Origin of the sequence: Aminobacter sp. MSH1 (assembly GCF_003071665.1) — a bacterium.
Classification (GTDB): Bacteria; Pseudomonadota; Alphaproteobacteria; order Rhizobiales; family Rhizobiaceae; genus Aminobacter; species Aminobacter niigataensis.
This window is the reverse complement of the sequence record NZ_CP026265.1, coordinates 4,812,390-4,833,025: the sequence shown is the minus strand read 5'-3', so window position 1 is coordinate 4,833,025 and position 20,636 is coordinate 4,812,390. Positions and strand designations below refer to the sequence as shown.

22 protein-coding genes are annotated in these 20,636 nt (G+C 65.0%); 17 read left to right on the top strand and 5 right to left on the bottom strand.

The annotated features are described in order from the left end of the window. The first annotated feature begins 82 nt into the window (after positions 1-82). The 6 genes from CO731_RS23820 to CO731_RS23795 all read left to right on the top strand — a co-directional run bounded on the left by CO731_RS23820 (position 83) and on the right by CO731_RS23795 (position 6,333). The gene (locus CO731_RS23820) at positions 83-1,579 is read left to right on the top strand and encodes an FAD-linked oxidase C-terminal domain-containing protein (RefSeq protein ID WP_108609119.1); all 1,497 of its coding nucleotides are present in this window, start codon (positions 83-85) and stop codon (positions 1,577-1,579) included. Further along, entirely contained in the window at positions 1,579-2,163 is a 585-nt protein-coding gene (locus CO731_RS23815; RefSeq protein ID WP_108609118.1) for a hypothetical protein, read from the top strand. The genes CO731_RS23820 and CO731_RS23815 overlap by 1 nt, the downstream gene beginning before the upstream one ends. A 301-nt stretch (positions 2,164-2,464) precedes the next feature. Further along, positions 2,465-3,718 (top strand): glycolate oxidase subunit GlcE, encoded by a 1,254-nt coding sequence (gene glcE, locus CO731_RS23810; RefSeq protein ID WP_108609117.1) that lies wholly within the window; start codon positions 2,465-2,467, stop codon positions 3,716-3,718. Continuing rightward, entirely contained in the window at positions 3,715-4,092 is a 378-nt protein-coding gene (locus CO731_RS23805) for a DUF4870 domain-containing protein (protein ID WP_108609116.1), read from the top strand. Before glcE ends, CO731_RS23805 begins: the two co-directional genes overlap by 4 nt. 16 nt (positions 4,093-4,108) lie before the next feature. Beyond that, the gene (gene glcF, locus CO731_RS23800) at positions 4,109-5,410 is read left to right on the top strand and encodes a glycolate oxidase subunit GlcF (protein WP_108609115.1); all 1,302 of its coding nucleotides are present in this window, start codon (positions 4,109-4,111) and stop codon (positions 5,408-5,410) included. Between the two features lie 128 nt (positions 5,411-5,538). After that, the gene (locus CO731_RS23795) at positions 5,539-6,333 is read left to right on the top strand and encodes a L,D-transpeptidase (protein WP_108610022.1); all 795 of its coding nucleotides are present in this window, start codon (positions 5,539-5,541) and stop codon (positions 6,331-6,333) included. A 23-nt stretch (positions 6,334-6,356) separates the two neighbouring features. Here CO731_RS23795 and CO731_RS23790 read toward each other — a convergent pair whose 3' ends face one another. Next, complete coding sequence (locus CO731_RS23790) at positions 6,357-7,280, bottom strand: bifunctional 5,10-methylenetetrahydrofolate dehydrogenase/5,10-methenyltetrahydrofolate cyclohydrolase (protein WP_108609114.1); 924 nt, start codon at positions 7,278-7,280, stop codon at positions 6,357-6,359. A 235-nt stretch (positions 7,281-7,515) separates the two neighbouring features. After that, entirely contained in the window at positions 7,516-8,310 is a 795-nt protein-coding gene (locus tag CO731_RS23780; protein ID WP_108610021.1) for a L,D-transpeptidase, read from the bottom strand. 212 nt (positions 8,311-8,522) lie between these two features. On the opposite strand from CO731_RS23780, the gene CO731_RS23775 reads away from it, so the two are divergent. Continuing rightward, entirely contained in the window at positions 8,523-9,161 is a 639-nt protein-coding gene (locus tag CO731_RS23775) for a DNA-3-methyladenine glycosylase I (RefSeq protein WP_108609112.1), read from the top strand. Between the two features lie 39 nt (positions 9,162-9,200). Here CO731_RS23775 and CO731_RS23770 read toward each other — a convergent pair whose 3' ends face one another. After that, positions 9,201-9,635, bottom strand: coding sequence for a hypothetical protein (locus CO731_RS23770; protein WP_245439506.1), 435 nt, complete (start codon positions 9,633-9,635; stop codon positions 9,201-9,203). Next, complete coding sequence (locus CO731_RS23765; RefSeq protein WP_108609111.1) at positions 9,635-9,826, bottom strand: hypothetical protein; 192 nt, start codon at positions 9,824-9,826, stop codon at positions 9,635-9,637. Before CO731_RS23765 ends, CO731_RS23770 begins: the two co-directional genes overlap by 1 nt. A gap of 195 nt (positions 9,827-10,021) precedes the next feature. Between CO731_RS23765 and hisS the strand changes: the two genes are divergently transcribed. From hisS to hisG, 3 genes are read left to right on the top strand one after another with little or no spacing between them, the layout of a single operon-like run. Next, positions 10,022-11,539 (top strand): histidine--tRNA ligase, encoded by a 1,518-nt coding sequence (hisS, locus tag CO731_RS23760; RefSeq protein ID WP_108609110.1) that lies wholly within the window; start codon positions 10,022-10,024, stop codon positions 11,537-11,539. Between the two features lie 4 nt (positions 11,540-11,543). After that, positions 11,544-12,662 carry an ATP phosphoribosyltransferase regulatory subunit gene (locus CO731_RS23755; protein ID WP_108609109.1) on the top strand — a complete coding sequence of 373 codons (1,119 nt, stop codon included), beginning with the start codon at positions 11,544-11,546 and terminating at the stop codon, positions 12,660-12,662. Further along, positions 12,662-13,366, top strand: a complete 705-nt coding sequence (gene hisG, locus CO731_RS23750; protein WP_108609108.1) for an ATP phosphoribosyltransferase — start codon at positions 12,662-12,664, stop codon at positions 13,364-13,366. Before CO731_RS23755 ends, hisG begins: the two co-directional genes overlap by 1 nt. Here the strand turns inward: hisG and CO731_RS23745 are convergent. Further along, a complete protein-coding gene (locus CO731_RS23745) occupies positions 13,332-14,237 on the bottom strand; it encodes a hydrogen peroxide-inducible genes activator (RefSeq protein ID WP_108609107.1) in 906 nt (301 codons plus the stop codon). The two genes, hisG and CO731_RS23745, sit on opposite strands and share 35 nt — an antisense overlap. A gap of 148 nt (positions 14,238-14,385) precedes the next feature. Between CO731_RS23745 and CO731_RS29415 the strand changes: the two genes are divergently transcribed. The 7 genes from CO731_RS29415 to CO731_RS23715 all read left to right on the top strand — a co-directional run bounded on the left by CO731_RS29415 (position 14,386) and on the right by CO731_RS23715 (position 20,632). Continuing rightward, on the top strand, positions 14,386-14,481 hold the full coding sequence (locus CO731_RS29415) for a catalase (protein WP_245439504.1): 96 nt from the start codon (positions 14,386-14,388) through the stop codon (positions 14,479-14,481). 69 nt (positions 14,482-14,550) lie between these two features. Continuing rightward, positions 14,551-16,764 carry a catalase/peroxidase HPI gene (katG, locus tag CO731_RS23740; RefSeq protein WP_108609106.1) on the top strand — a complete coding sequence of 738 codons (2,214 nt, stop codon included), beginning with the start codon at positions 14,551-14,553 and terminating at the stop codon, positions 16,762-16,764. Between the two features lie 176 nt (positions 16,765-16,940). After that, positions 16,941-18,227 (top strand): RsmB/NOP family class I SAM-dependent RNA methyltransferase, encoded by a 1,287-nt coding sequence (locus CO731_RS23735; RefSeq protein WP_108609105.1) that lies wholly within the window; start codon positions 16,941-16,943, stop codon positions 18,225-18,227. Positions 18,228-18,326: 99 nt separating this feature from the next. After that, entirely contained in the window at positions 18,327-18,779 is a 453-nt protein-coding gene (locus CO731_RS23730) for a TspO/MBR family protein (protein ID WP_108609104.1), read from the top strand. 74 nt (positions 18,780-18,853) lie between these two features. After that, positions 18,854-19,312, top strand: a complete 459-nt coding sequence (locus tag CO731_RS23725; RefSeq protein WP_108609103.1) for a PaaI family thioesterase — start codon at positions 18,854-18,856, stop codon at positions 19,310-19,312. 3 nt (positions 19,313-19,315) lie between these two features. Further along, positions 19,316-19,951: a 5'-methylthioadenosine/S-adenosylhomocysteine nucleosidase gene (locus CO731_RS23720; RefSeq protein ID WP_108609102.1), complete on the top strand. Its 636-nt coding sequence runs from the start codon at positions 19,316-19,318 to the stop codon at positions 19,949-19,951. A gap of 183 nt (positions 19,952-20,134) precedes the next feature. Beyond that, positions 20,135-20,632: a DUF2165 domain-containing protein gene (locus tag CO731_RS23715; protein ID WP_108609101.1), complete on the top strand. Its 498-nt coding sequence runs from the start codon at positions 20,135-20,137 to the stop codon at positions 20,630-20,632. Positions 20,633-20,636 lie beyond the last annotated feature (4 nt).

Here is a 20,636-nt window from a genome sequence, read left to right as displayed (position 1 = left end):
CGGACCTCGACCTTCTTCCAATTTGCATCAGTTGGGCTTCACTGGTAAAAGCTTTTTACCAGTTGACGACCGCAGGTGACCGATGTCCGGCATATCGATGCCCAAACCCGATGCCGCAACCCTTGGCCGGCGCGACGAGATCGTCGCCGACATGCGCATCATCGTGCCGGGCGAAGGCGTGGTCGACGCGGTCAATGAGATGCGGGCGTTCGAGAGCGACGGCCTGACCGCCTACCGCCAACTGCCCATGGTCGTCGTCCTCCCCGAAACGGTGGCGCAGGTGTCGCGCCTGCTCAAATATTGCAACGATCGCAACATTCGCGTTGTGCCGCGCGGCTCGGGCACCTCCTTGTCAGGCGGTGCGTTGCCGCTCGAAGATGCCGTGCTCCTGGTCATGAGCCGGTTCAACCGCATCATCGAAATCGACTATCCCAACCGTGTCGTTGTCGCCCAGCCCGGTGTCACCAATCTCGGCATCACCACCGCAGTCGAACTGGACGGCTTTTATTATGCGCCCGACCCGTCCTCGCAGATCGCCTGTTCCATCGGCGGCAACGTCGCCGAGAATTCCGGTGGCGTGCACTGCCTGAAATACGGCCTCACCGCCAACAACGTGCTCGGCATCGAAATGGTGCTGATGAGCGGCGAGGTCGTGCGGCTCGGCGGCAAGCATCTCGACGCCGAAGGCTACGACCTGCTTGGCGTCATGACCGGCTCGGAAGGGCTGCTCGGCGTCGTCACCGAGGTCACCGTCCGCATCCTCAAGAAGCCGGAGACGGCGCGCGCGTTGCTGATCGGCTTCCCGACCAGCGAGCAGGGCGGCCAGTGCGTCGCCGACATCATCGGCGCCGGCATCATTCCCGGCGGCATGGAGATGATGGACCGGCCGGCGATCCACGCTGCCGAGGACTTTGTCCATGCCGGCTATCCGCTCGATGTCGAAGCGCTGTTGATCGTCGAGCTCGACGGGCCAGGCGTCGAGGTCGACCACCTGATCGGCCTTGTCGAGGCGATCGCCAACCGCAACGGCGCTACCACCTGCCGCATCTCGGCAAGCGAGCAGGAGCGGCTGACTTTCTGGGCCGGTCGCAAGGCGGCATTCCCGGCCGTCGGCCGCATCTCGCCCGATTATTACTGCATGGACGGCACCATCCCGCGCAAGGAACTGCCGCGCGTGCTCGCCGGCATGCGCGAGCTGTCCGAGCAATACGGCCTCGGCGTCGCCAATGTCTTCCACGCCGGCGACGGCAATCTGCACCCGCTCATCCTCTACGACGCCAACAAGCCGGGCGAACTCGAAAAGGCCGAGGCGTTTGGCGCCGACATCCTGCGCCTGTGCGTCAAGGTCGGCGGCGTCTTGACCGGCGAGCATGGCGTCGGCGTCGAAAAGCGCGACCTGATGCCCGAAATGTTCAACGAGATCGATCTCGACCAGCAGATGCGGGTCAAATGCGCCTTCGATCCCAACCACCTGCTCAATCCCGGCAAGGTCTTCCCGCAACTGCGCCGCTGCGCCGAACTCGGCCGCATGCACGTCCACCGTGGGCAGGTGGCGTTCCCCGACATTCCGAGGTTCTGATGCTTTTGAAGCAGGCGACCCTCGAAGGTATTAGGCGCGGCGACATCAAGCTCGCCTTCCGCCGCTGGCAGCGGCCGACGGTCAAGGCAGGCACGGGCCTGCGCACGGCAATTGGCGTGGTCCGTATTGGTTCGGTCGAGGTAGTAGATGAAGCCACGTTGTCCGAGGCGGACGCCCGTGCCGCCGGCTATAATGATCTTGGCGCGCTGACCGCCGATCTGCGCGACGGCGCCGATCGTACCCTCTACCGCATTTCCTTCGATGGCATCGAGGCTGACGCCCGGTTGTCGCTGCGCGATGCGGCCGACCTCAGCGATGCCGACTGGCATGCGCTCGCCGCCTGCTTCGAAAGATGGGACAGCACCGTGCCAGGTTATTTCCCGTCGATCCTGCGTCTGATCGGGCAAAATCCCGAGGTGGCGGCCGCTGTGCTGGCTGAACGCCTCGGCGTCGAGAAGCTCAAATTCAAGCAGGACGTCCGCAAGCTCAAGGAGTTCGGCCTGACCGAGAGCCTCGACGTCGGCTACCGCCTCTCGCCGCGCGGCACAGCCGCCCTCGAAAAGCTCCGGGAGCATCGGCTGTGATGGGCGCGCAGGATTTTGCGGGCTCGCAGGACTTGGGTTCCTCGCCCCCGCAAGGCGTAATGCAATTGCGTGCGCTTGCACCGAATGGTCCGGCCTGCGCTGTACCCCCACCCTTAACCCCTCCCCACAAGGGGGGGGACCGCTGGGCCATTGATTTCACCAAAACCGTCGAACGTTGGCTCGGGATGTCCATGCCGAAAAGTTCTCCTCCCCCTTGTGGGGAGGGGTTAGGGGTGGGGGTGATTTCTTATGCGATTGCCTTGTGCTTTGCGGGGGCGAGGAACCCAAGGTTTGTGAGTCCATGACCACCTTCACGCCCACCACCTCAGCCGAAGTGCTCACCGCCGTCCAGTGGGCCGTTGCGGAAGAAACGCCGCTCGAAATTCTCGGCCATGGCTCCAAGCGCGCCATTGGCCGTCCGCTGCAGTGCGAACACACGCTCAATCTGTCGCAGCTATCCGGCGTCACGCTCTACGAACCCGCCGAACTGGTGCTGTCGGCCAGATCAGGCACGCCGCTTGCCGAGATCGAAGCACTGCTTGCCCAAAACGGCCAGCGGTTCGACTTTGAGCCCATGGATTACGGTCCGCTGCTGGGGCAGACGCCCGGGCGCGGCACCATCGGCGGCACGCTCGCCGCCAACCTCGCCGGCCCGCGCCGCCTCAAGGCAGGCGCCGCCAGGGACCATATTCTGGGCATTCATGCCGTCTCAGGCCGCGGCGAGGCCTTCAAGTCGGGCGGCCGCGTCGTCAAGAACGTCACCGGCTATGACCTGTCCAAGGCGATGGCCGGTTCGTGGGGGACACTGGCCGCTCTCACCGACGTGACCTTCAAGGTGCTGCCCGCAGCGGAAACCGAGACCACGCTCGCCATACGCGGACTGCTCGACGACAACGCCACCGCTGCGATGGCCCTCGCCATGGGTTCGAGCGCCGAGGTCTCGTCCGCAGCCCATCTGCCCGAACGCATGACAGCGCGTGTCCTTGACGGCAGCCTCGGCGGTGATCCCGCAACGCTGCTGCGCGTCGAGGGTTTCGGTCCGTCGGTCGCCTACCGCCTCGAACAGCTGAAACAGCTGCTTGGCAATGCCGGGGCGATCGAGGAGATTTCGGGCGAAGCATCGGCAGCACTGTGGCGCGACATGCGCGATGTCAGGCCATTCGCCGATGGCTCCGACAAGCCCGTCTGGCGCGTATCGATGCCGCCGGCGGATGCCCACAACATGGTGCTGGCCCTGCGCATGCAGGCAGCAGCCGACGCCTTCTACGACTGGCAGGGCGGCCTCGTCTGGCTGCGCATGGAGGGCGAGCCCGAAGCCGATCTGTTGCGTATGCTGATCAGGAAATTCGGAGGCGGCCACGCCACGCTGGTCCGCGCCCCGGCCGCCTGGCGCGCCGCTGTTCCGGTCTTCGAGCCGCAGCCTGCAGCCCTGGCGGCACTTTCGGCCCGGCTGAAGGCCGAGTTCGACCCGAAGAACATCTTCAATCCTGGCCGCATGGTGCCCGGCTCCGGACCTGCTACCCTGACGGGTGCAACAGAGGGAAAAACACCATGAGCGACACACCTCCGCCCACGACACCGCGCCAGACCGACCGCTGGCTCGACCCCGGCCAGACCAATGTCCAGGTCATCTATATCCTCTACCTCGCTGGGCTGGTGATCGGCATCAGCGGCATAGTCGGCATTGTCCTGGCCTACATGAACCGCGGCAAGGCTGGCGGTTTCGTCGAGAGCCACTACACCTGGCTCATCCGCACCTTCTGGATTGGCCTGCTCTACGCGCTGGTATCCATTGTGCTGATGATGGTCTTCATCGGCTTCATCCTGATGTTCGCCGTCGCCGTCTGGTTCATCGTCCGCTGCATCGTCGGCCTTCAGGCATTGGGACGAGGCGAGCCGATCAAGAACCCCGACAGCTGGCTGATCTGAGAAAGCTCAAAACGCCGTGCAGACCAATTTCACCGCCGCCCAGCTTGCCGATCCGCATGTCGCAGAATCGGAGAAGATCCTGCGCAAATGCGTGCATTGCGGCTTCTGCACGGCGACCTGCCCGACCTATGTCACGCTCGGCAACGAGTTGGATTCGCCGCGCGGCCGCATCTACCTGATCAAGGACATGCTGGAAAACGGCCGGCCGGCCGACAAGGAAATCGTCACCCACATCGACCGCTGCCTGTCCTGCCTTGCCTGCATGACCACCTGTCCGTCGGGCGTGAATTACATGCACCTTGTCGATCACGCCCGCGCCCATATCGAAAAGACCTATCGCCGCCCTTTGATGAACCGGCTCACGCGCGGCGTGCTGGCTGCCGTGCTGCCATATCCCGGGCGGTTCCGCGCGGCGTTGAAACTGGCCCGGCTCGGCCGGCCCTTCGCCAACGTGTTCGACAGGGTGCCGGCGCTGAAACCGTTCGCCGCGATGCTCCGGTTGGCTCCGGCCTCGGTGCCTGCTGCATCGGCCATGGCGACACCAGGCAGCCATGCCGCGAAAGGCACGAAACTTGGACGTGTCGCCATCCTCACCGGCTGCGCCCAGCCGGTGCTCGAGCCCGGCATCAACGAGGCGACGGTGTCGCTGCTCACCCGGCTCGGCATCGAGGTCGTGGTGCCGAAGGGCGAGGGCTGCTGCGGCGCGCTCGTCCATCACATGGGACGCGAGGAGGCGGCGCTTGCCTCGGCGCGGCAGAATGTCGACGCCTGGACGCGCGAGATCGACAGTGGCGGCCTCGACGCCATCGTCATCACCGCTTCGGGTTGCGGCACGACGATCAAGGATTACGGTTTCATGCTCCGCCTCGACTCGGCCTACGCTGAGAAGGCGGCGCGGGTATCGGCGCTGGCCAAGGACGTCACCGAATATCTGGCGACCCTGGATCTGCCCGAGCCCCAGCGCAAGCCGGGCCTGACCGTCGCTTATCACTCGGCCTGCTCGATGCAGCACGGCCAGAAGATCACCCGCCAGCCCAAGGACCTGCTGTCGCGCGCCGGCTTTGTCGTCAAGGAGCCGCGCGAGGGGCATCTGTGTTGCGGTTCGGCCGGCACCTACAACGTCATGCAGCCGGAAATCTCGGCGCGTCTGCGCGACCGCAAGGTCAAGAACATCGAGGCCACGGGTGCAGCGCTGGTCGCCACCGGCAATATCGGCTGCATCACGCAGATCGCCTCGGCCGCAAGACTGCCAGTGATCCACACCGTCAAATTGCTCGACTGGGCCTATGGCGGCGACAAGCCGGCCGGGCTTGAGTGACCTGAAAGCCTCATCTCGCGCCAATCCGCTCTGCGCGCGCCGCGAGCAGGCAGGGCGCTGATTGAAACTTTGGCATGGAACATGCAAGGGTCCGGCGCGTTGCAAGCCTTCAATCACATGGAATGCCGATGTCGAAATTCACCCGCCGCAATCTTCTGGCATTGGCCGCAACCGGTGTCGCATCGGCTGCTCTTTCGGCATGCTCGACGACGCGCAGCGAGCGCGTGGCCGAACCGGCGTTTCCGGTGGCGCCGCCACCGCCCACCTTGCGCAATGACCCGTCCTTCACCGAGCCGCAGATGATGTATGCGCCGGTCATCGACAACGGCTATGACATTCCGGGCGTGCCGTTCAAGAAAATCGATCCGCGCTATTATCGCCAGGTCGTGGCCGACCCCACCGGCGAGGCGCCAGGCACCGTCGTCATCGATACCGCAGCCCACTTCCTCTATCTGGTCAGCGACAATGGCGAGGCCATCCGCTATGGCGTCGGCCTCGGCCGTGCCGGCTTCGAGTGGGCCGGCCGTGGCGTCATCGAATGGAAGCAGACCTGGCCGCGCTGGTTCCCGCCGAACGAGATGATCGACCGCCAGCCGGAACTGGAAAAGTACCGCGCCCGCCAGATTCCCGGCAAGAACGAGTGGGAAGGCGGCATGCAGCCGGGCATCCAGAATCCGCTCGGCGCGCGTGCGCTCTACATCTTCCAGGATGGCAAGGACACGCTCTACCGCCTGCACGGCTCGCCGGAATGGGCCTCGATCGGCAAGTCCGTCTCGTCGGGCTGCGTGCGGTTGATCAACCAGGACATCATGGATCTTTACGACCGCGTGCCCGACGGCACGCCGATCGTTGTCACCAGCGGCTTGCAGATGGTTGCAAACCCCGCGACACCGCAGGTCCAGGACGGCACCTGGAGGCTCTAGCGCCCGTCGCTGGAGCCGGGCGTCTACTCCGCCGCCAGCGTCGCTTCGGCCGTGCCGAACGTAGCGCGATAGACCGCACGCTGGCGGTTCAGCGCCACCATCGTGTTGCGCAGCAGGATCGCCACCGTCACCGGCCCGACGCCACCCGGCACCGGCGTGATCCATGATGCCACTTCCTTGACGCTCTCGGTGTCGACGTCGCCGACGATGCGGCTGGTCCCGTCCGGCAGCGTTTCGGCATTGATGCCGATGTCGATGACAGCCGCGCCCGGCTTGACCATGTCGGCCTTGATCAGCCGCGGTTTGCCCACTGCCACAAACAGCGCGTCGGCGCGGCGCGCATGCGCCGCCAGCGAGCGTGTCATGTGGTGGCAGACCGTCACCGTTGCGCCTTCGCTCATGAGCAGGAAGGCGATCGGCTTGCCGACGATCTCGGAATGGCCGACGACCACGACCTCCAGGCCCTTGAGGTCGAGCCCGGTGGCCTTGAGCAGTTCCACCGAGGCAGCCGCCGTGCAGGGCGCGAGTTCGAGCTGGTTGTAGACGATGTTGCCGATCGAGGCCGGGTGCATGCCCTCGACGTCCTTCAGCGGATGCACCGCAGCCTGGATCGCCTTGATCGGGATGTGCGGCGGCACCGGCCGCTGGATGATGATGCCGGTGATGCGCGGATCGGCGTTCATGCCGTGGATGGCTGCTTCGAGTTCGCCCGCCGTCAGCTCGGCCGGAAAGGGACGCTCTTCGAAGTCGATGCCGGCGAGTTCGGCCTTGGCGCGCTGGTTGCGGACATAGACATCGACCGCCGCGATGTCGCCGACGGTGATCGAAACGAGTTTCGGGCGGAAGCCTTCTTCGGTTGCCTTCTGCGCGGCAGCGCGTACTTCGGCGATGATACGGGCGGCCACGGGGCCGCCTTTCAGATAGCGGTTGTCATCGAGCGGCGGCATTCTTCTTCCTTCGGCGGTCGTCGATCCAGGATAGCCCCCGGATACGTCGGTACGCCTGGGGGGAGGGTCGATCAGGTCAATTTTCATCCATGATAAACATTTTTTCCCAAGAGATCGAGCCGGAGAAGGCCAATTCGATCCCGAAAAGCGAAAAGGACAGCGCGATCTTCCGCCGCGCTGCCCTTCTGCTCGGGAGCCAGGCCTTTCGACCGGGCTCCGCCCCCGTAATCGAAAATTACCTGACGATGACCTTGGTGCCGACCGCGACCCGCTCGTAAAGGTCCATCACGTCCTCGTTGCGCATGCGGATGCAGCCTGAAGACACGGCGCCGCCGATGGTCCAGGGCTGGTTGGTGCCGTGGATACGGTAGAGCGTCGAACCGAGATAGAGCGCGCGTGCGCCGAGCGGGTTTTCCGGTCCGCCGACCATCATTGCCGGCAGCACGCGGCCCTTGGCGCGCTCGCGGGCGATCATCTCCGCAGGCGGGCGCCAGTCCGGCCATTCGCGCTTCGACGTCACCTTGTGCGTGCCCGACCATTCGAAGCCCGGCTTGCCGGTGCCGACGCCGTAGCGCCGCGCCTGGCCGTCGGCCTGCACGTGGTAGAGGAAGTTCTCATTGGTATCGATGATGATGGTGCCTGGCTTTTCGCCGCCATCATAGGCGACCATCTGCGGCAGGTAGATCGGGTTGATCTGCGGCTTGACGGTGCGCTTTTCCGGCGCGCGCAGCGCTGCGGTCTGTACCTGGGCAGCCTTGGGCTGGCGCGGCTGGGCGCTGCGCTGCTGCTGTACGGTGCGCTGCTGGACCTTGGGCGGCGCCTGCCTTGCCAGCGGTTGGACAGCCTGGCGCCGCTGCTGCCGCGGCATCGCCTCGGCCGGGCTGCGGCCGAGCTGCAGCACCCAGGGTGCCGAAAGGTCGGGGCTCACCACCACCGGTGGCCGCTCGGCGTAGCGGTCATAGGCAAGGGCCGGCGAAGCCAGCTCGGCCAGCAATGCGGCCGTTGCCAAAAGCATCAGACGTTTCTTCATGGACGCACTCTCAACACGTTCGTCGCTGCCGGGCAGGGCGATCCGTCCCCGGTTCCGGGTCATGTTGTCCGCGCGCGCCCACCGAAACGTGAATCGGGTTGCTTAAAATGCGCGTTTGTCAGGAAACCTTTTGGTGTGGTTACCGGCCGGTTCAGGAGTCTGGTAAAGCACGGGTAAATCAGCGCTTCTCGCTGTTAACGAACGGATTTGAGATGGAAGAGAAAAAGACAGGCCTGATGCTGGGTGCCGACGGGGCGACACGCTGCTTCTGGCCGGGTACCTTGCCTGACTACCTGCATTACCACGACAACGAGTGGGGCCGGCCGGTCACCGACGAGATCAGGCTGTTCGAGAAGATCTGCCTGGAGGGTTTCCAGTCCGGCTTGTCGTGGCTCACCATCCTGCGCAAGCGCGACAATTTCCGCGAGGCGTTTTCCGGCTTCGACTTCGACAAGGTCGCCGAATATGGCGAGACCGACATCGAGCGCCTGCTCGGCAATGCCGGCATCGTCCGCCACCGCGGCAAGATCGTCTCGACCATCAACAATGCTCGCCGCGCCCGCGAACTGGCCGACGAGGCCGGTTCGCTTGCGGCATGGTTCTGGAAGTTCGAGCCCGGCGCAGATGAGCGCCCTGAAGTGGTCGACTATCCCACGCTGATCGCCAACCCGACGACGCCGACCTCGACGCGGATATCGAAGGAGCTGAAGAAGCGCGGCTGGAGCTTTGTCGGCCCGACCACCGTCTACGCCTTCATGCAAGCGATGGGGCTGGTCAATGACCATATCGAAGGCTGCATGTGCCGCCCGAAGATCGAGGCCGAGCGGAAAGCGTTCAAGCGGCCGGTGTGAGGCCTTCCCTTCTCCCACAAGGGGAGAAGGGAGCAACACTCACCGCTCATACCGGCCCTTGTATCCGCTGCCGGCGATATCCCAGACCAGCGCCCGTCCGGAGACCGTCAGCACCAGCCCGCCGAAACCGCGATCTTCCGGCGTGTGCCGCCGCGAGGCTGACGATCGTCCGGCGGGGATCACCTCGACGGTTCCGCCGCGCTTCACCCAGCAGCCCTTGCCGTACTGGTCGTTGGCGCCATAGGCGAGCATGAACTCGAAGCTGCCGTCCGGCCTGAGCAGCAGTTCGGAGCCGACCTCCATCACGCCGTTGAGATAATAGTGGCCGGCCAGCTTTGCATTGCCGGGCTTGCAACCGCCGCCGGCCAACACGCCGCCGCTGGTGGTGCAGGCGGCAAGCACCAGCGCGCTCATGGCGGCGAGGGTCGCAATCGTCTTCGGCACCAGCGTCGCTTTCCAGGGGCGCATCGGCATCAGGCGCTCGTGCCCGTCAACAGCAGGCTGGCCGCGATGGCGCCCACCGTCGCCAGTGCCGGGTACAGCACCAGGACACAGGTCATCAGCGCGTCGCGTGCCGTCGCAGGCTTCCTTGCTGCGGGCTTTTCCGGTCCCGCTGGACGCAGCCGGGCCGTCGTCTTGTCGATTTCTCCAGTGTTGCTGGACATGCAGTCGTTCCATCGTTCGGTTGCGGCGGCTTATCGGGCGCGGCTGTTTCGGCACGATGTCGGCGCGCGGCCGATTTGTTTCGGCCTTGCCGGTTGCGGCGCGCGCCAAACGCTTGCCGCTCCACCCCATTTCGGTTACGAAACGCCGCGCCGTGATCGCGGCCCAAAATTTCTGGAAAAGTGCGGAATTCGACCATGGCCGACAAATCGGAAAAGATGAAAGCGCGGCTGCCGCGCGGTTTCGTCGACCGCAGCGCGGACGACATCCGGGTCGTCGAGAAGATGATGGCGAAGATCCGCGAGGTCTACGAGCTCTACGGTTTTGAGCCGGTCGATCAGCCGCTGATCGAATACACTGACGCGCTCGGCAAATTCCTGCCCGACCAGGACCGTCCCAACGAAGGTGTGTTCTCGTTCCAGGACGATGACGAGCAGTGGCTGTCGCTGCGCTACGACCTGACCGCGCCGATGGCTCGCTTCGTCGCCGAGAACTTCGAGAGGCTGCCCAAGCCCTATCGCAGCTACCGTTCCGGCTGGGTGTTCCGCAACGAGAAGCCGGGTCCCGGCCGCTTCCGCCAGTTCATGCAGTTCGATGCCGACACCGTCGGCACGCCAGGCGTCGCGGCCGATGCCGAGATGACCATGATGATGGCCGACGTGATGGAAGCGCTTGGCATCAAGCGCGGCGACTACGTCATCCGCGTCAACAACCGCAAGGTGCTCGACGGCGTGCTCGAGGCGATTGGCCTCGGCGGCGACGACAACGCCAATCGCCGGCTGACCGTGCTGCGCGCCATCGACAAGCTCGACAAGTTCGGGCCCGAGGGCGTCAAGCTCTTGCTCGGCAAGGGCCGCTGGGACGGCGGCCAGGAAGGTGAGGGCGACTTCACCAAGGGCGCCGGCCTGGACGATGCGGCGATTAACACCGTTATTGCCTTCACTGAAGCCGGTGCTGCCGATTCCGACACCACGGCTGAGAACCTCAAGGCCATCGTTTCGGGCAATGTTCGTGGCACTGAAGGCGTGGAAGAACTGGCCCAGATCGGCGCGCTCGCTGCTGCGGCCGGCTATGACGACGGCCGTATCAAGATCGACCCCTCTGTCGTGCGCGGCCTCGAGTATTACACCGGTCCCGTCTACGAAGCTGAGCTGCTCGCCGAAATCCCCAATGACGACGGCCAGGTCGTGCGCTTCGGCTCCGTCGGCGGCGGCGGTCGTTACGACGGTCTCGTCTCGCGCTTCCGTGGCGAGCCCGTGCCGGCCACCGGCTTCTCCATCGGCGTGTCGCGCTTGATGACGGCGCTGAAGAACCTCGGCAAGCTCGACACATCGGACGTGATCGCGCCCGTGGTCGTGCTGGTCATGGACAAGGACACCGAAAGCCTCGGCCGCTACCAGAAGATGGTCGCCGACCTGCGCCGCGCCGGCGTGCGCGCCGAGATGTATCTCGGCGGTTCCGGCATGAAGGCCCAGATCAAATATGCCGACCGCAGGGGCTCGGGCGTCGTCGTCATCCAGGGCGGCGACGAGCGTGCCAATGGCCAGGTCCAGATCAAGGACTTGATCGAGGGCGCCCGCATGTCGGCCGAAATCACCGACAATGCCGAGTGGCGCGCCGCGCGTCCGGCACAGATCACCGTGCCGGAAGCCGATCTCGTCGCTGAGGTCAAGAAGATCCTCGCCGCGCAGGCTGAAGAGCGGGCGAAGCTGTAAGGCCATGAACGCGCGTTACCCGGCCATCGCGTCCGACATCCTCAAGCTCTTCGCCGCGCGGGGGGCCGATGCGGTCGACGTGCCGGTGCTGCAGCCGGCCGATCCGTTCCTCGACATGGCCGGCGAGGACCTGCGCCGACGCATCTTCCTGACCGAAAGCGAGACCGGCGCGTCGCTTTGCCTGCGGCCGGAATTCACCATTCCTGTCTGCCTCGACCACATCCACACCCAGTCCGGCACGCCGCGCCGCTATTCCTATCTCGGCGAGGTGTTCCGCCAGCGGCGCGACGGCAGCAGCGAGTTTTTCCAGGCCGGTGTCGAGGATCTCGGCGACACCGACACGGCGGCAGCCGACGCGCGCTCGGTAGCAGACGCGCATGCGCTTCTGTCGCTTTGCCTGCCCGGCCATGACCTCACCGTCACGCTCGGTGACCAGGCGATCTTCGAGGCGGTGCTGGCAGCGCTTGGCCTGCCGCGCGGCTGGCGCATGCGCCTTGCCCGCGCTTTCGGTTCGGCCGAGCTTCTGGCAGCCGCCCTCGGCGATCTCGCGGCCCCCACGCGCGCCTCGGCGCTTGCCGAACCGGTCGCCTCGCTGGTTGCATCGGGCGACCATGACGCGCTTGCCGCCCACATATCAGAGGGCATGGAGCAGGCGGGCCTGTCGCCCTCGGCCGGCCGCACGCCCAACGACATCGCCCGCCGCCTGATCGAAAAGGCCGAACTGCGCAGCGTTCGCCTGTCCAGCGACGCCTTCGAGGCGCTGGAACGGTTCCTGGCGATCCATGTCTCGCTCGACGAGGCTCCCGCGGCCCTCAAGGAGTTCGCCGCCGGCGCCGGGCTCACGCTCGGTGCTGCCCTCGACAATTTCGCCGCCCGCGCCAAGGCTGTCGCCGGCCATGGCCTTGCTGCCGGTTCGGTGCGCTATGACGCCGCCTTTGGCCGTCCGCTCGACTATTACACCGGCCTGGTGTTCGAGATTTCCGGGCCAGATGCCGAACGCCCGCTGGCCGGTGGCGGCCGCTACGACCGGCTGCTGACGCTGCTCGGCGCCGGCAAGCCCATTCCGGGCGTCGGCTTCTCCGTCTGGCTCGACCGCATCGAAGCCTTGAGGGAGGCGCGCTGATGGCCATCTCGATCGCACTTCCCTCCAAGGGACGGCTCAAGGAGCAGGCGCTCGACGTGCTGGCCAAGGCCGGTTTTGTCGTCAACCTGCCCGATGACGACCGCCGCTACCGTGCTTCGATCGAGGGCAGGGCGGATATCGAGATCGCCTTCCTGTCGGCCTCCGAAATCTCGGGCGAGATTGGGCAGGGCAATGTCGACCTCGGCATCACCGGCGAGGACCTGATCCGCGAAAACCTCGCCGACTGGGAAAGCAAGGCCGAGATCGTCGCGCGCCTGGGCTTCGGCCACGCCGATGTCGTCGTCGCCGTGCCCGACATCTGGCTCGACGTCGACACCATGGCCGACCTCGATGATGTCGCCGCCGATTTCCGCCAGCGCCACGGCCGTCGCCTGCGCATCGCCACCAAGTACTGGCGGCTGACCCAGCAGTTCTTTTCCCAGATGCACGGCATCCAGGTCTACCGCATCGTCGAAAGCCTGGGCGCCACCGAAGGCGCGCCTGCTGCGGGTTCCGCCGACGTCATCGTCGACATCACCTCGACCGGCTCGACCTTGCGCGCCAATCACCTCAAGATCTTGTCGGACGGCGTCATCCTGCGATCGCAGGCCTGCCTGGTGCAGTCGCGCAAGGCGCGCGGCGCCGCCGACGCGGCGACGCTTGCCGGGTTCAATGCTGCAATAGCGGCTGCAGTCCGCGGATAATCCGCGCAAGCTCCAGGCATTCATTGTGCCTGGGGCTGTTGCGGCGCCAGGCAAGGCAGATGCGCCGTTCCGGCACCGGTTCGGCGAAGGGCACGATCTTCAGGTCGCGCTGGTCGTGTGCCGGCCCCGCCGCCATCGCCGGGATGAGCGTCACCCCCAGCCCGTGAGCCACCATCTGCAGCAGCGTCGTCAGGCTGGTCGCGCCATAGTTGGCCATTGCCACCGGCTTGACGCTGCCGCACACCGCCAGCGCTTGTTCGCGCAGGCAGTGGCCTTCCTCCAGCAGCATCAGCCGTTCGAGTGCCGGGCTTTCCGGCGGCACCGGTGGCGAGACGAAGTCAGGGTCGTCGGCGGGCACGGCAAGATAAAAGCGGTCCGAAAACAGCTCCTGTGTCGTCAGCCCGGAATAGTCGAGCGGCAAGGCGGCAACGAACGCGTCGATCCGTCCGTTCAGCGCCTCCTCGGCAAGCGAGCCGGTGATCGCCTCGCGCAGTTCCAGCCGAAGCTTTGGATATTCGCGTTTCAGCGCCGGCAGGATGTGCGGCAAAAGATAGGGCGCGACGGTCGGGATGACGCCGAGCCGCAACCGCCCCTCCATCGCCAGCCTGCCGCGGCGGGCCGTCGTCTCGACCTCGCGGATCTGGGCCAGGATGTTTTCGATGCGCGGCTGTAGCTCGAGCGCATCCTCGGTCATCCGCACCGCCTTCCCGCCGCGCTCGAACAGGATGCATCCGAGCCTTTCCTCCATCTCGGCGATCTGCGCCGAGAGCGCCGGCTGGCTGACCCCGGCGAACTCGGCTGCCCGGCCGAAATGCAGCATCTGGGCCAATGCCGCGAAATATTCCATCTGTCGGATTGTCAGGCGTATCATAATCAAAGGTTATCAAGATTGTTTGAAAAGGCAATTTGGCTTTATCAAAATCCGATCCTAGACTGGAATGGTACCAATGAGGCGGCGCACCCCTGTTGTGCTGCCCAGGACCGTCTAGCGAGTTGAAGCCACGAGGGAGGCGCAAGCCATGACAAGACCGACGATGACCACCAGTGCGGGCGCGCCGGTATCGGACAATCGCAATTCCATCACTGCCGGCGAATGCCGCCCGGCCCTGCTGTAGAGCTGCCAACTCATCAAGAGGCGGACCCAGGTCCGCAAGCACCTACGCAAAGACGTTTCGGAGAGAAAAATGGACGCAAAGACCGACGAAAACAGCGCGGGCAAATGCCCCGTCGCGCACACCACTGCCGGCAGGACCAATCGTGACTGGTGGCCGAACCAACTGGATCTCAAGGTCCTCCACCAGCACTCCAGCCTGTCCGATCCGATGGGCGAGGCGTTCGATTATGCCAAGGAGTTCGAGAGCCTCGACCTCGATGCCGTGATCAAGGACCTCACTGCCCTGATGACGGATTCGCAGGACTGGTGGCCGGCCGACTTCGGACACTACGGGCCGCTGTTCATCCGCATGGCCTGGCACAGCGCCGGCACCTACCGCATCGGCGACGGTCGCGGTGGCGCGGGCGCCGGACAACAGCGCTTCGCGCCGCTCAACAGCTGGCCGGACAACGTAAATCTCGACAAGGCCCGCCGCCTTCTGTGGCCGGTCAAGCAGAAATATGGCCGCAAGATCTCCTGGGCCGACCTGATGATTCTCGCCGGCAACGTCGCGCTGGAATCGATGGGCTTCAAGACCTTCGGCTTCGCCGGCGGCCGCGCCGATGTCTGGGAGCCTGAAGAGGACATCTACTGGGGCTCCGAGGGCAAGTGGCTGGCCGACGAGCGCTACAGCGGCGACCGCGATCTTTCCAACCCGCTCGCGGCCGTCCAGATGGGCCTGATCTATGTGAATCCGGAAGGGCCGAACGGCACCCCGGATCCGCTCGCATCGGCGCGCGACATCCGCGAGACCTTCGCGCGCATGGCGATGGACGACGAGGAAACGGTCGCCCTCATCGCCGGCGGCCACACCTTCGGCAAGACCCATGGCGCCGGCGATGCGGCCAATGTGGGCGCCGAACCGGAAGCGGCCGACATCGAGCAGCAGGGCCTCGGCTGGAAGAACAGCTTCGGCACCGGCAAGGGCGGCGACACCATCGGCAGCGGCCTGGAAGCCACCTGGACCACGACGCCGACGAAATGGAGCGGCAATTTCTTCTGGAACCTGCTCGGCTACGAGTGGGAACTTACCAAGAGCCCGGCAGGTGCCCATCAGTGGACCCCCAAGCACGGCATGGGCGCCGGTACGGTGCCGGATGCGCACGACAAGTCCAAGCGTCACGCGCCCTCGATGCTGACCAGCGACATCGCGCTGCGGGCTGATCCCGCCTACGAAAAGATATCGAGGCGTTTCTTCGAGAACCCTGACCAGTTCGCCGACGCCTTCGCCCGCGCCTGGTTCAAGCTCACCCACCGCGACATGGGCCCGATCGCACGCTATCTCGGTCCGCTCGTCCCCAAGGAAGAGCTGATCTGGCAGGACCCCATTCCCGCGGTCGACCATGTCCTGGTCGATGAGCAGGACATTGCCGCCCTGAAGGACAAGATTCTCGCCGCGGTACCCTCGGTGTCACAGCTTGTTTCGACGGCCTGGGCATCGGCCTCGACGTTCCGTGGCTCCGACAATCGCGGCGGCGCCAACGGCGCGCGCATCCGCCTTGCGCCGCAGAAGGACTGGGTCGTCAACCAGCCGGCGCAACTGGCCTCCGTTCTGGAAAAGCTCGAGGCGATCCAGCAGGAGTTCAACGCTTCGCAGTCGGGCAACAAGAAGGTGTCGCTTGCCGACCTGATCGTTCTCGGCGGCGGTGCCGCAATCGAGAAAGCCGCCAGGGATGCCGGCCAGGAGGTGAAGGTGCCCTTCGCACCGGGCCGCATGGACGCCTCGCAGGAGCAGACCGACGTCGAATCCTTCGCGCCGCTCGAGCCGTCCGCCGACGGCTTCCGCAACTATCTCCAGGGCAGGCAGCGCCTGACCTCAGAGGAAAACCTGATCGATCGGGCGCAACTGCTGACGCTGTCGGCACCTGAGATGACGGTGCTGGTCGGCGGCCTGCGCGTGCTCGGCGCCAATGCTGCAGAGTCCGCGCACGGTGTCTTCACCGCGCGGCCCGGAACCCTGACCAACGACTTCTTCGTCAACCTGCTCGACATGGGCACGGAGTGGAAGGCGGTATCGGATACCAGGGACGTGTTCGAAGGGCGCGACAGGAACACGAACGAGGTCAAGTGGTATGCCACCCGCGTCGACCTGATCTTCGGTTCGCACTCGCAGTTGCGCGCGCTGGCCGAAGTCTACGGCAGTGCGGACGCCCAGGCGAAGTTCGCCAGGGATTTCGTGGCGGCATGGACCAAGGTGATGAATGCCGACCGCTTCGACCTCGTGCAGACGCTGAAGGCGGCGTAATAACCACTCGCGACAATCGGCAGGGCAGGCGCGGAGCGATCCGCGCCTGTTTTGTTTTGCGGCTGGCCTTTGCGGTGGAAAGATTTTGCTCCGTGAGCGGCGGCCAGTGCTTGTGCAATTCGTCCCGGCTGTTTAGCTAGGTCCTGTACGGGTCAACCGAAGACGGATCACCGAATATGCGACTTGGCGGAAGGCTGGCTGCAGCCATCGAAGTACTCGACGATATCGAGAGGCGGCATCGTCCCGCCGCCGATGCACTCAAAGACTGGGGACTTTCCCATCGTTTCGCCGGCGCTGGCGATCGTGCGGCCATTGGCAACATCGTTTATGACGCGCTGCGCCGCAAGCGCTCCGCCGGCTGGCTGCTTGGCGAGGAGACCTCGCGCGCGCTCGGTTTCGGCGCCCTGCTGCTCGAATGGGATCAATCGGCCGAGGCACTCAACCAGACGCTCGACGGCGACAAGTTCGCACCCGAAGCGCTGAGCGCCGCGGAGCTGGCCGCCATTGCCGAGCGCAAGCTCACCGATGCGCCCGATGCTGTCCGCGCTGACAGTCCCGACTGGTGTGCGCCGCTTCTCGAACGCGCTTTCGGCACCGACTGGGTGGAGGAGGGCGCCGCCCTTGCCGCCCGTCCGCCGCTCGACATCCGTGTCAACACGCTGAAGGCCGACCGCGACCGCGTCATCGCCGAACTCGAAGGCACCCAGGCCGCGCCGATGGCGCTCGCCCCGCATGGCGTGCGCATCCCGCCGATCGACGGCAGCGGCCGCCACCCCAACGTCCAGGCCGAGCCGGCCTTCCAGAAGGGCTGGTTCGAGATCCAGGACGAGGGCTCGCAGCTAGCGGCCGAACTTGCCGGCGCATCCCCTGGCATGCAGGTGCTCGACTTCTGCGCCGGCGCCGGAGGCAAGACGCTGGCGTTGTCGGCGGCGATGGAAAACCGCGGCCAGATCTTCGCCCACGATTCGGAAAAGTCGCGCCTTGCGCCGATGTTCGATCGCCTGCGCCGCTCCGACAACCGCAACGTCCAGGTCGTCACCAAGCCGTCCGAATTGTCGGGTCTCACCGGCCATATGGATCTGGTGCTGATCGACGCGCCCTGCACCGGCAGCGGCACCTGGCGCCGCCGGCCAGATGCCAAGTGGCGTCTCACCCAGCGCCAGCTCGATGTCCGCAAGGCCGAGCAGTCGGCCATCCTCGACGCCGCCAGCGCCTATGTGAAGCCGGGCGGTCTCCTCGTCTACATCACCTGCTCGGTCTTCGACGAGGAAAACGCCGATCAGGTCGACGCCTTTTTTCAGCGCGCCAACGGCTTTGCGGCCATCGATCACCGCGCGCTGTGGCAGGCCCGTTTCCCCGGCCGCGACGATGCCGTGCGCCTTGGCGCGCAGGGCCTGTCGTTGACGCCGGCCAGGAGCGGCACCGATGGCTTCTTCTTCACCGCCATGCGCCGCAAGGGCTGACGGCGAAGTTCAAATCGCCTCAACCATTGACGATCCGGACTTGTCCTCCAGTTGAGAGCGGGGCGGCGCATCAGGCCGTCCTCTTGTTCTGGAGGTTCGATGAGCAGACTTCTCACCTTGCTTGCATTTGTCGTCGTCGTGCTCGGCGGCGGCACGCTGATAGGCTACGTGACGCTGCCGGGCGACTGGTATGCCGGACTGGCCAAGCCGTTCTTCAATCCGCCCAACTGGATTTTCGGCCCAGTCTGGTCGGTGCTTTACATCCTCGTGGCCATCGCTGGCTGGCGCGTCTGGCAGCGCGATCCCTGGGGTGGCGCCATGCGGTTGTGGATCGCTCAGCTCGTGCTCAATTTCTTGTGGTCGCCGACCTTCTTCGGCCTGCAGCAGCCCGGCCTGGCTTTGCTGGTCATCGTAGCGCTTCTCGGCGCCATCTCGGGTTTCATGGTGCTTGCGGGCAGAAAGGACGGCATTGCCGCCGGGCTGTTTGCGCCCTATGCCGCCTGGGTTGCCTTCGCCACGCTGCTCAATGCATCGATCTGGTGGCTCAACTGACGTTTGCGCTGCAGCATTTGCGATTGCCTGCATTTGCCTGCTTTGCGATAAGCAAAGCGAGAGGAACATCTGACATGGCAGCCAAGATCGTACCCACACCCGACTATGACGAGCGCGTCAGGGCCTCGTTCGCGCGTCAGAGCGCGATGCGGACCATCGGCGCCGAACTCACGCTCGTTACCCCCGGCATCATCGAGATCGAGATGCCGTTTTCGGATCAGTTGACCCAGCAGCACGGCTTTCTTCATGCCGGCATCCTCTCGACCGCGCTCGACTCCGCCTGCGGCTACGCTGCCTTTTCGTTGTTCCCGGAAAGCACCAGCGTCCTGACCATCGAGTTCAAGGTCAATCTCCTGGCCCCCGGCAAGGGCGAGCGTTTCCTGTTCCGCGGCTCGGTCACCAAGCCCGGCCGCACCATCGTCGTCGCCGACGGCCAGGCCTATGCTATCGCCGCCGATGGCGAGGCCAGGCTGATCGCCACCATGACCGGCACGATGATGGCCATTGCCGGCCGCGACGGCATCGAGGGGTAGACCATGCCTGGCATGACGCAATTTGCCGGCCGCAATGTGCTGTTCGTCATGGCGGCAGATGCCGAATACGGCCCGCATCTGCAAAAGCTGTTCACGCCGCTGATGACCGGCATCGGCCCGGTCGAGGCAGGCGTCAGGGTAGGCGCTGAACTTGCGCTGCTCGCCGCCTCCAACTATCTGCCCGATCTCGTCGTCTGCCTCGGCTCCGCAGGCAGCCGCCGGCTCGATCAGACCGAGGTCTATCAGGTGACTTCGGTCTGTTATCGCGACATGGACGCATCGGCCCTCGGTTTCGAGAAGGGGAGGACACCGTTTCTCGACCTTCCCGCGACCCTGGACCTGCCGTTGCGCATCCCCGATGTGCGGCAGGCCAGCCTGTCGACCGGCAGCACCATCATTTCAGGTGCCGCCTACGACGCCATCCCGGAAGACATGGTCGACATGGAGACTTTTGCCGTGCTGCGCGCCTGCCAGATCTTCGGCGTCCCGCTCATCGGCCTGCGCGGCATTTCGGATGGCGCCAACGACATCAGCCATGTCGACGACTGGACCGAATATCTCCATGTCGTCGATGAGAAGCTGGCCCATGCTGTCCATCTTCTCGGCCAGGCGATCCAGAGCGGCACTCTCAAGCTTTAGCCGCCGGCCATGCGGCGCTGCGCTCTTTTGTCATAAGTTTTGCCCTGACGTTTGATGTATGCGGCGCACAGTCGTGCACGCTCATCGACACTGACGCGCTTCCTCGATCCGGGTTCTTGCTCGGACCGGGCAGGCGCGACAGCGCCGAAGCGTGCGCGCGCTTTTTCAGGAGTAGCCTACGAAATGATGATCATCCGCATATCCAAGACCGCCGCTGTTGCCGCAACCGCGCTGTTTTCAACGCTTGTCGCCTTCGGCAATCTGACCGACTACGGCACCAACTTCGCTTTCGTGCAGCATGTGATGAGCATGGACACGATCTTCCCGGATGCCGCCATCAAATACCGCGCCATCACCAATCCCGCACTTCACAACCTGTTTTACTTCCTGATCATCGCCGCTGAATCGCTGACCGCCATCCTGTGCTGGATCGGCGCCTATCGCCTCGCCACCAACCTTCGCAATGACGCACGCAGCTTCAACGCCTCCAAGACGCTGTCGATTGCCGGCCTGACGCTTGGCTTCCTGGTATGGCAGGTCGGCTTCATGTCGGTCGGCGGCGAATGGTTCGGCATGTGGATGTCGAAGACGTGGAACGGCGTTCCCGACGCCTTCCGCTTCTTCATCACCATTCTGCTGGTGCTTGTCTTTGTTGCCCAGCGCGACGAAGAACTCGCCTGACGAG

Bases quoted from the DNA above. Each gene is read 5' to 3' on its own strand.
- CO731_RS23820 (WP_108609119.1), top strand. From the start codon at position 83: ATGTCCGGCATATCGATGCCCAAACCCGATGCCGCAACCCTTGGCCGG.
- CO731_RS23815 (WP_108609118.1), top strand. From the start codon at position 1,579: ATGCTTTTGAAGCAGGCGACCCTCGAAGGTATTAGGCGCGGCGACATC.
- glcE (WP_108609117.1), top strand. From the start codon at position 2,465: ATGACCACCTTCACGCCCACCACCTCAGCCGAAGTGCTCACCGCCGTC.
- CO731_RS23805 (WP_108609116.1), top strand. From the start codon at position 3,715: ATGAGCGACACACCTCCGCCCACGACACCGCGCCAGACCGACCGCTGG.
- CO731_RS23795 (WP_108610022.1), top strand. From the start codon at position 5,539: ATGTCGAAATTCACCCGCCGCAATCTTCTGGCATTGGCCGCAACCGGT.
- CO731_RS23790 (WP_108609114.1), bottom strand. From the start codon at position 7,280: ATGCCGCCGCTCGATGACAACCGCTATCTGAAAGGCGGCCCCGTGGCC.
- CO731_RS23780 (WP_108610021.1), bottom strand. From the start codon at position 8,310: ATGAAGAAACGTCTGATGCTTTTGGCAACGGCCGCATTGCTGGCCGAG.
- CO731_RS23775 (WP_108609112.1), top strand. From the start codon at position 8,523: ATGGAAGAGAAAAAGACAGGCCTGATGCTGGGTGCCGACGGGGCGACA.
- CO731_RS23770 (WP_245439506.1), bottom strand. From the start codon at position 9,635: ATGCCGATGCGCCCCTGGAAAGCGACGCTGGTGCCGAAGACGATTGCG.
- CO731_RS23765 (WP_108609111.1), bottom strand. From the start codon at position 9,826: ATGTCCAGCAACACTGGAGAAATCGACAAGACGACGGCCCGGCTGCGT.
- hisS (WP_108609110.1), top strand. From the start codon at position 10,022: ATGGCCGACAAATCGGAAAAGATGAAAGCGCGGCTGCCGCGCGGTTTC.
- CO731_RS23755 (WP_108609109.1), top strand. From the start codon at position 11,544: ATGAACGCGCGTTACCCGGCCATCGCGTCCGACATCCTCAAGCTCTTC.
- hisG (WP_108609108.1), top strand. From the start codon at position 12,662: ATGGCCATCTCGATCGCACTTCCCTCCAAGGGACGGCTCAAGGAGCAG.
- CO731_RS23745 (WP_108609107.1), bottom strand. From the start codon at position 14,237: ATGATACGCCTGACAATCCGACAGATGGAATATTTCGCGGCATTGGCC.
- CO731_RS29415 (WP_245439504.1), top strand. From the start codon at position 14,386: ATGACAAGACCGACGATGACCACCAGTGCGGGCGCGCCGGTATCGGAC.
- katG (WP_108609106.1), top strand. From the start codon at position 14,551: ATGGACGCAAAGACCGACGAAAACAGCGCGGGCAAATGCCCCGTCGCG.
- CO731_RS23735 (WP_108609105.1), top strand. From the start codon at position 16,941: ATGCGACTTGGCGGAAGGCTGGCTGCAGCCATCGAAGTACTCGACGAT.
- CO731_RS23730 (WP_108609104.1), top strand. From the start codon at position 18,327: ATGAGCAGACTTCTCACCTTGCTTGCATTTGTCGTCGTCGTGCTCGGC.
- CO731_RS23725 (WP_108609103.1), top strand. From the start codon at position 18,854: ATGGCAGCCAAGATCGTACCCACACCCGACTATGACGAGCGCGTCAGG.
- CO731_RS23720 (WP_108609102.1), top strand. From the start codon at position 19,316: ATGCCTGGCATGACGCAATTTGCCGGCCGCAATGTGCTGTTCGTCATG.
- CO731_RS23715 (WP_108609101.1), top strand. From the start codon at position 20,135: ATGATGATCATCCGCATATCCAAGACCGCCGCTGTTGCCGCAACCGCG.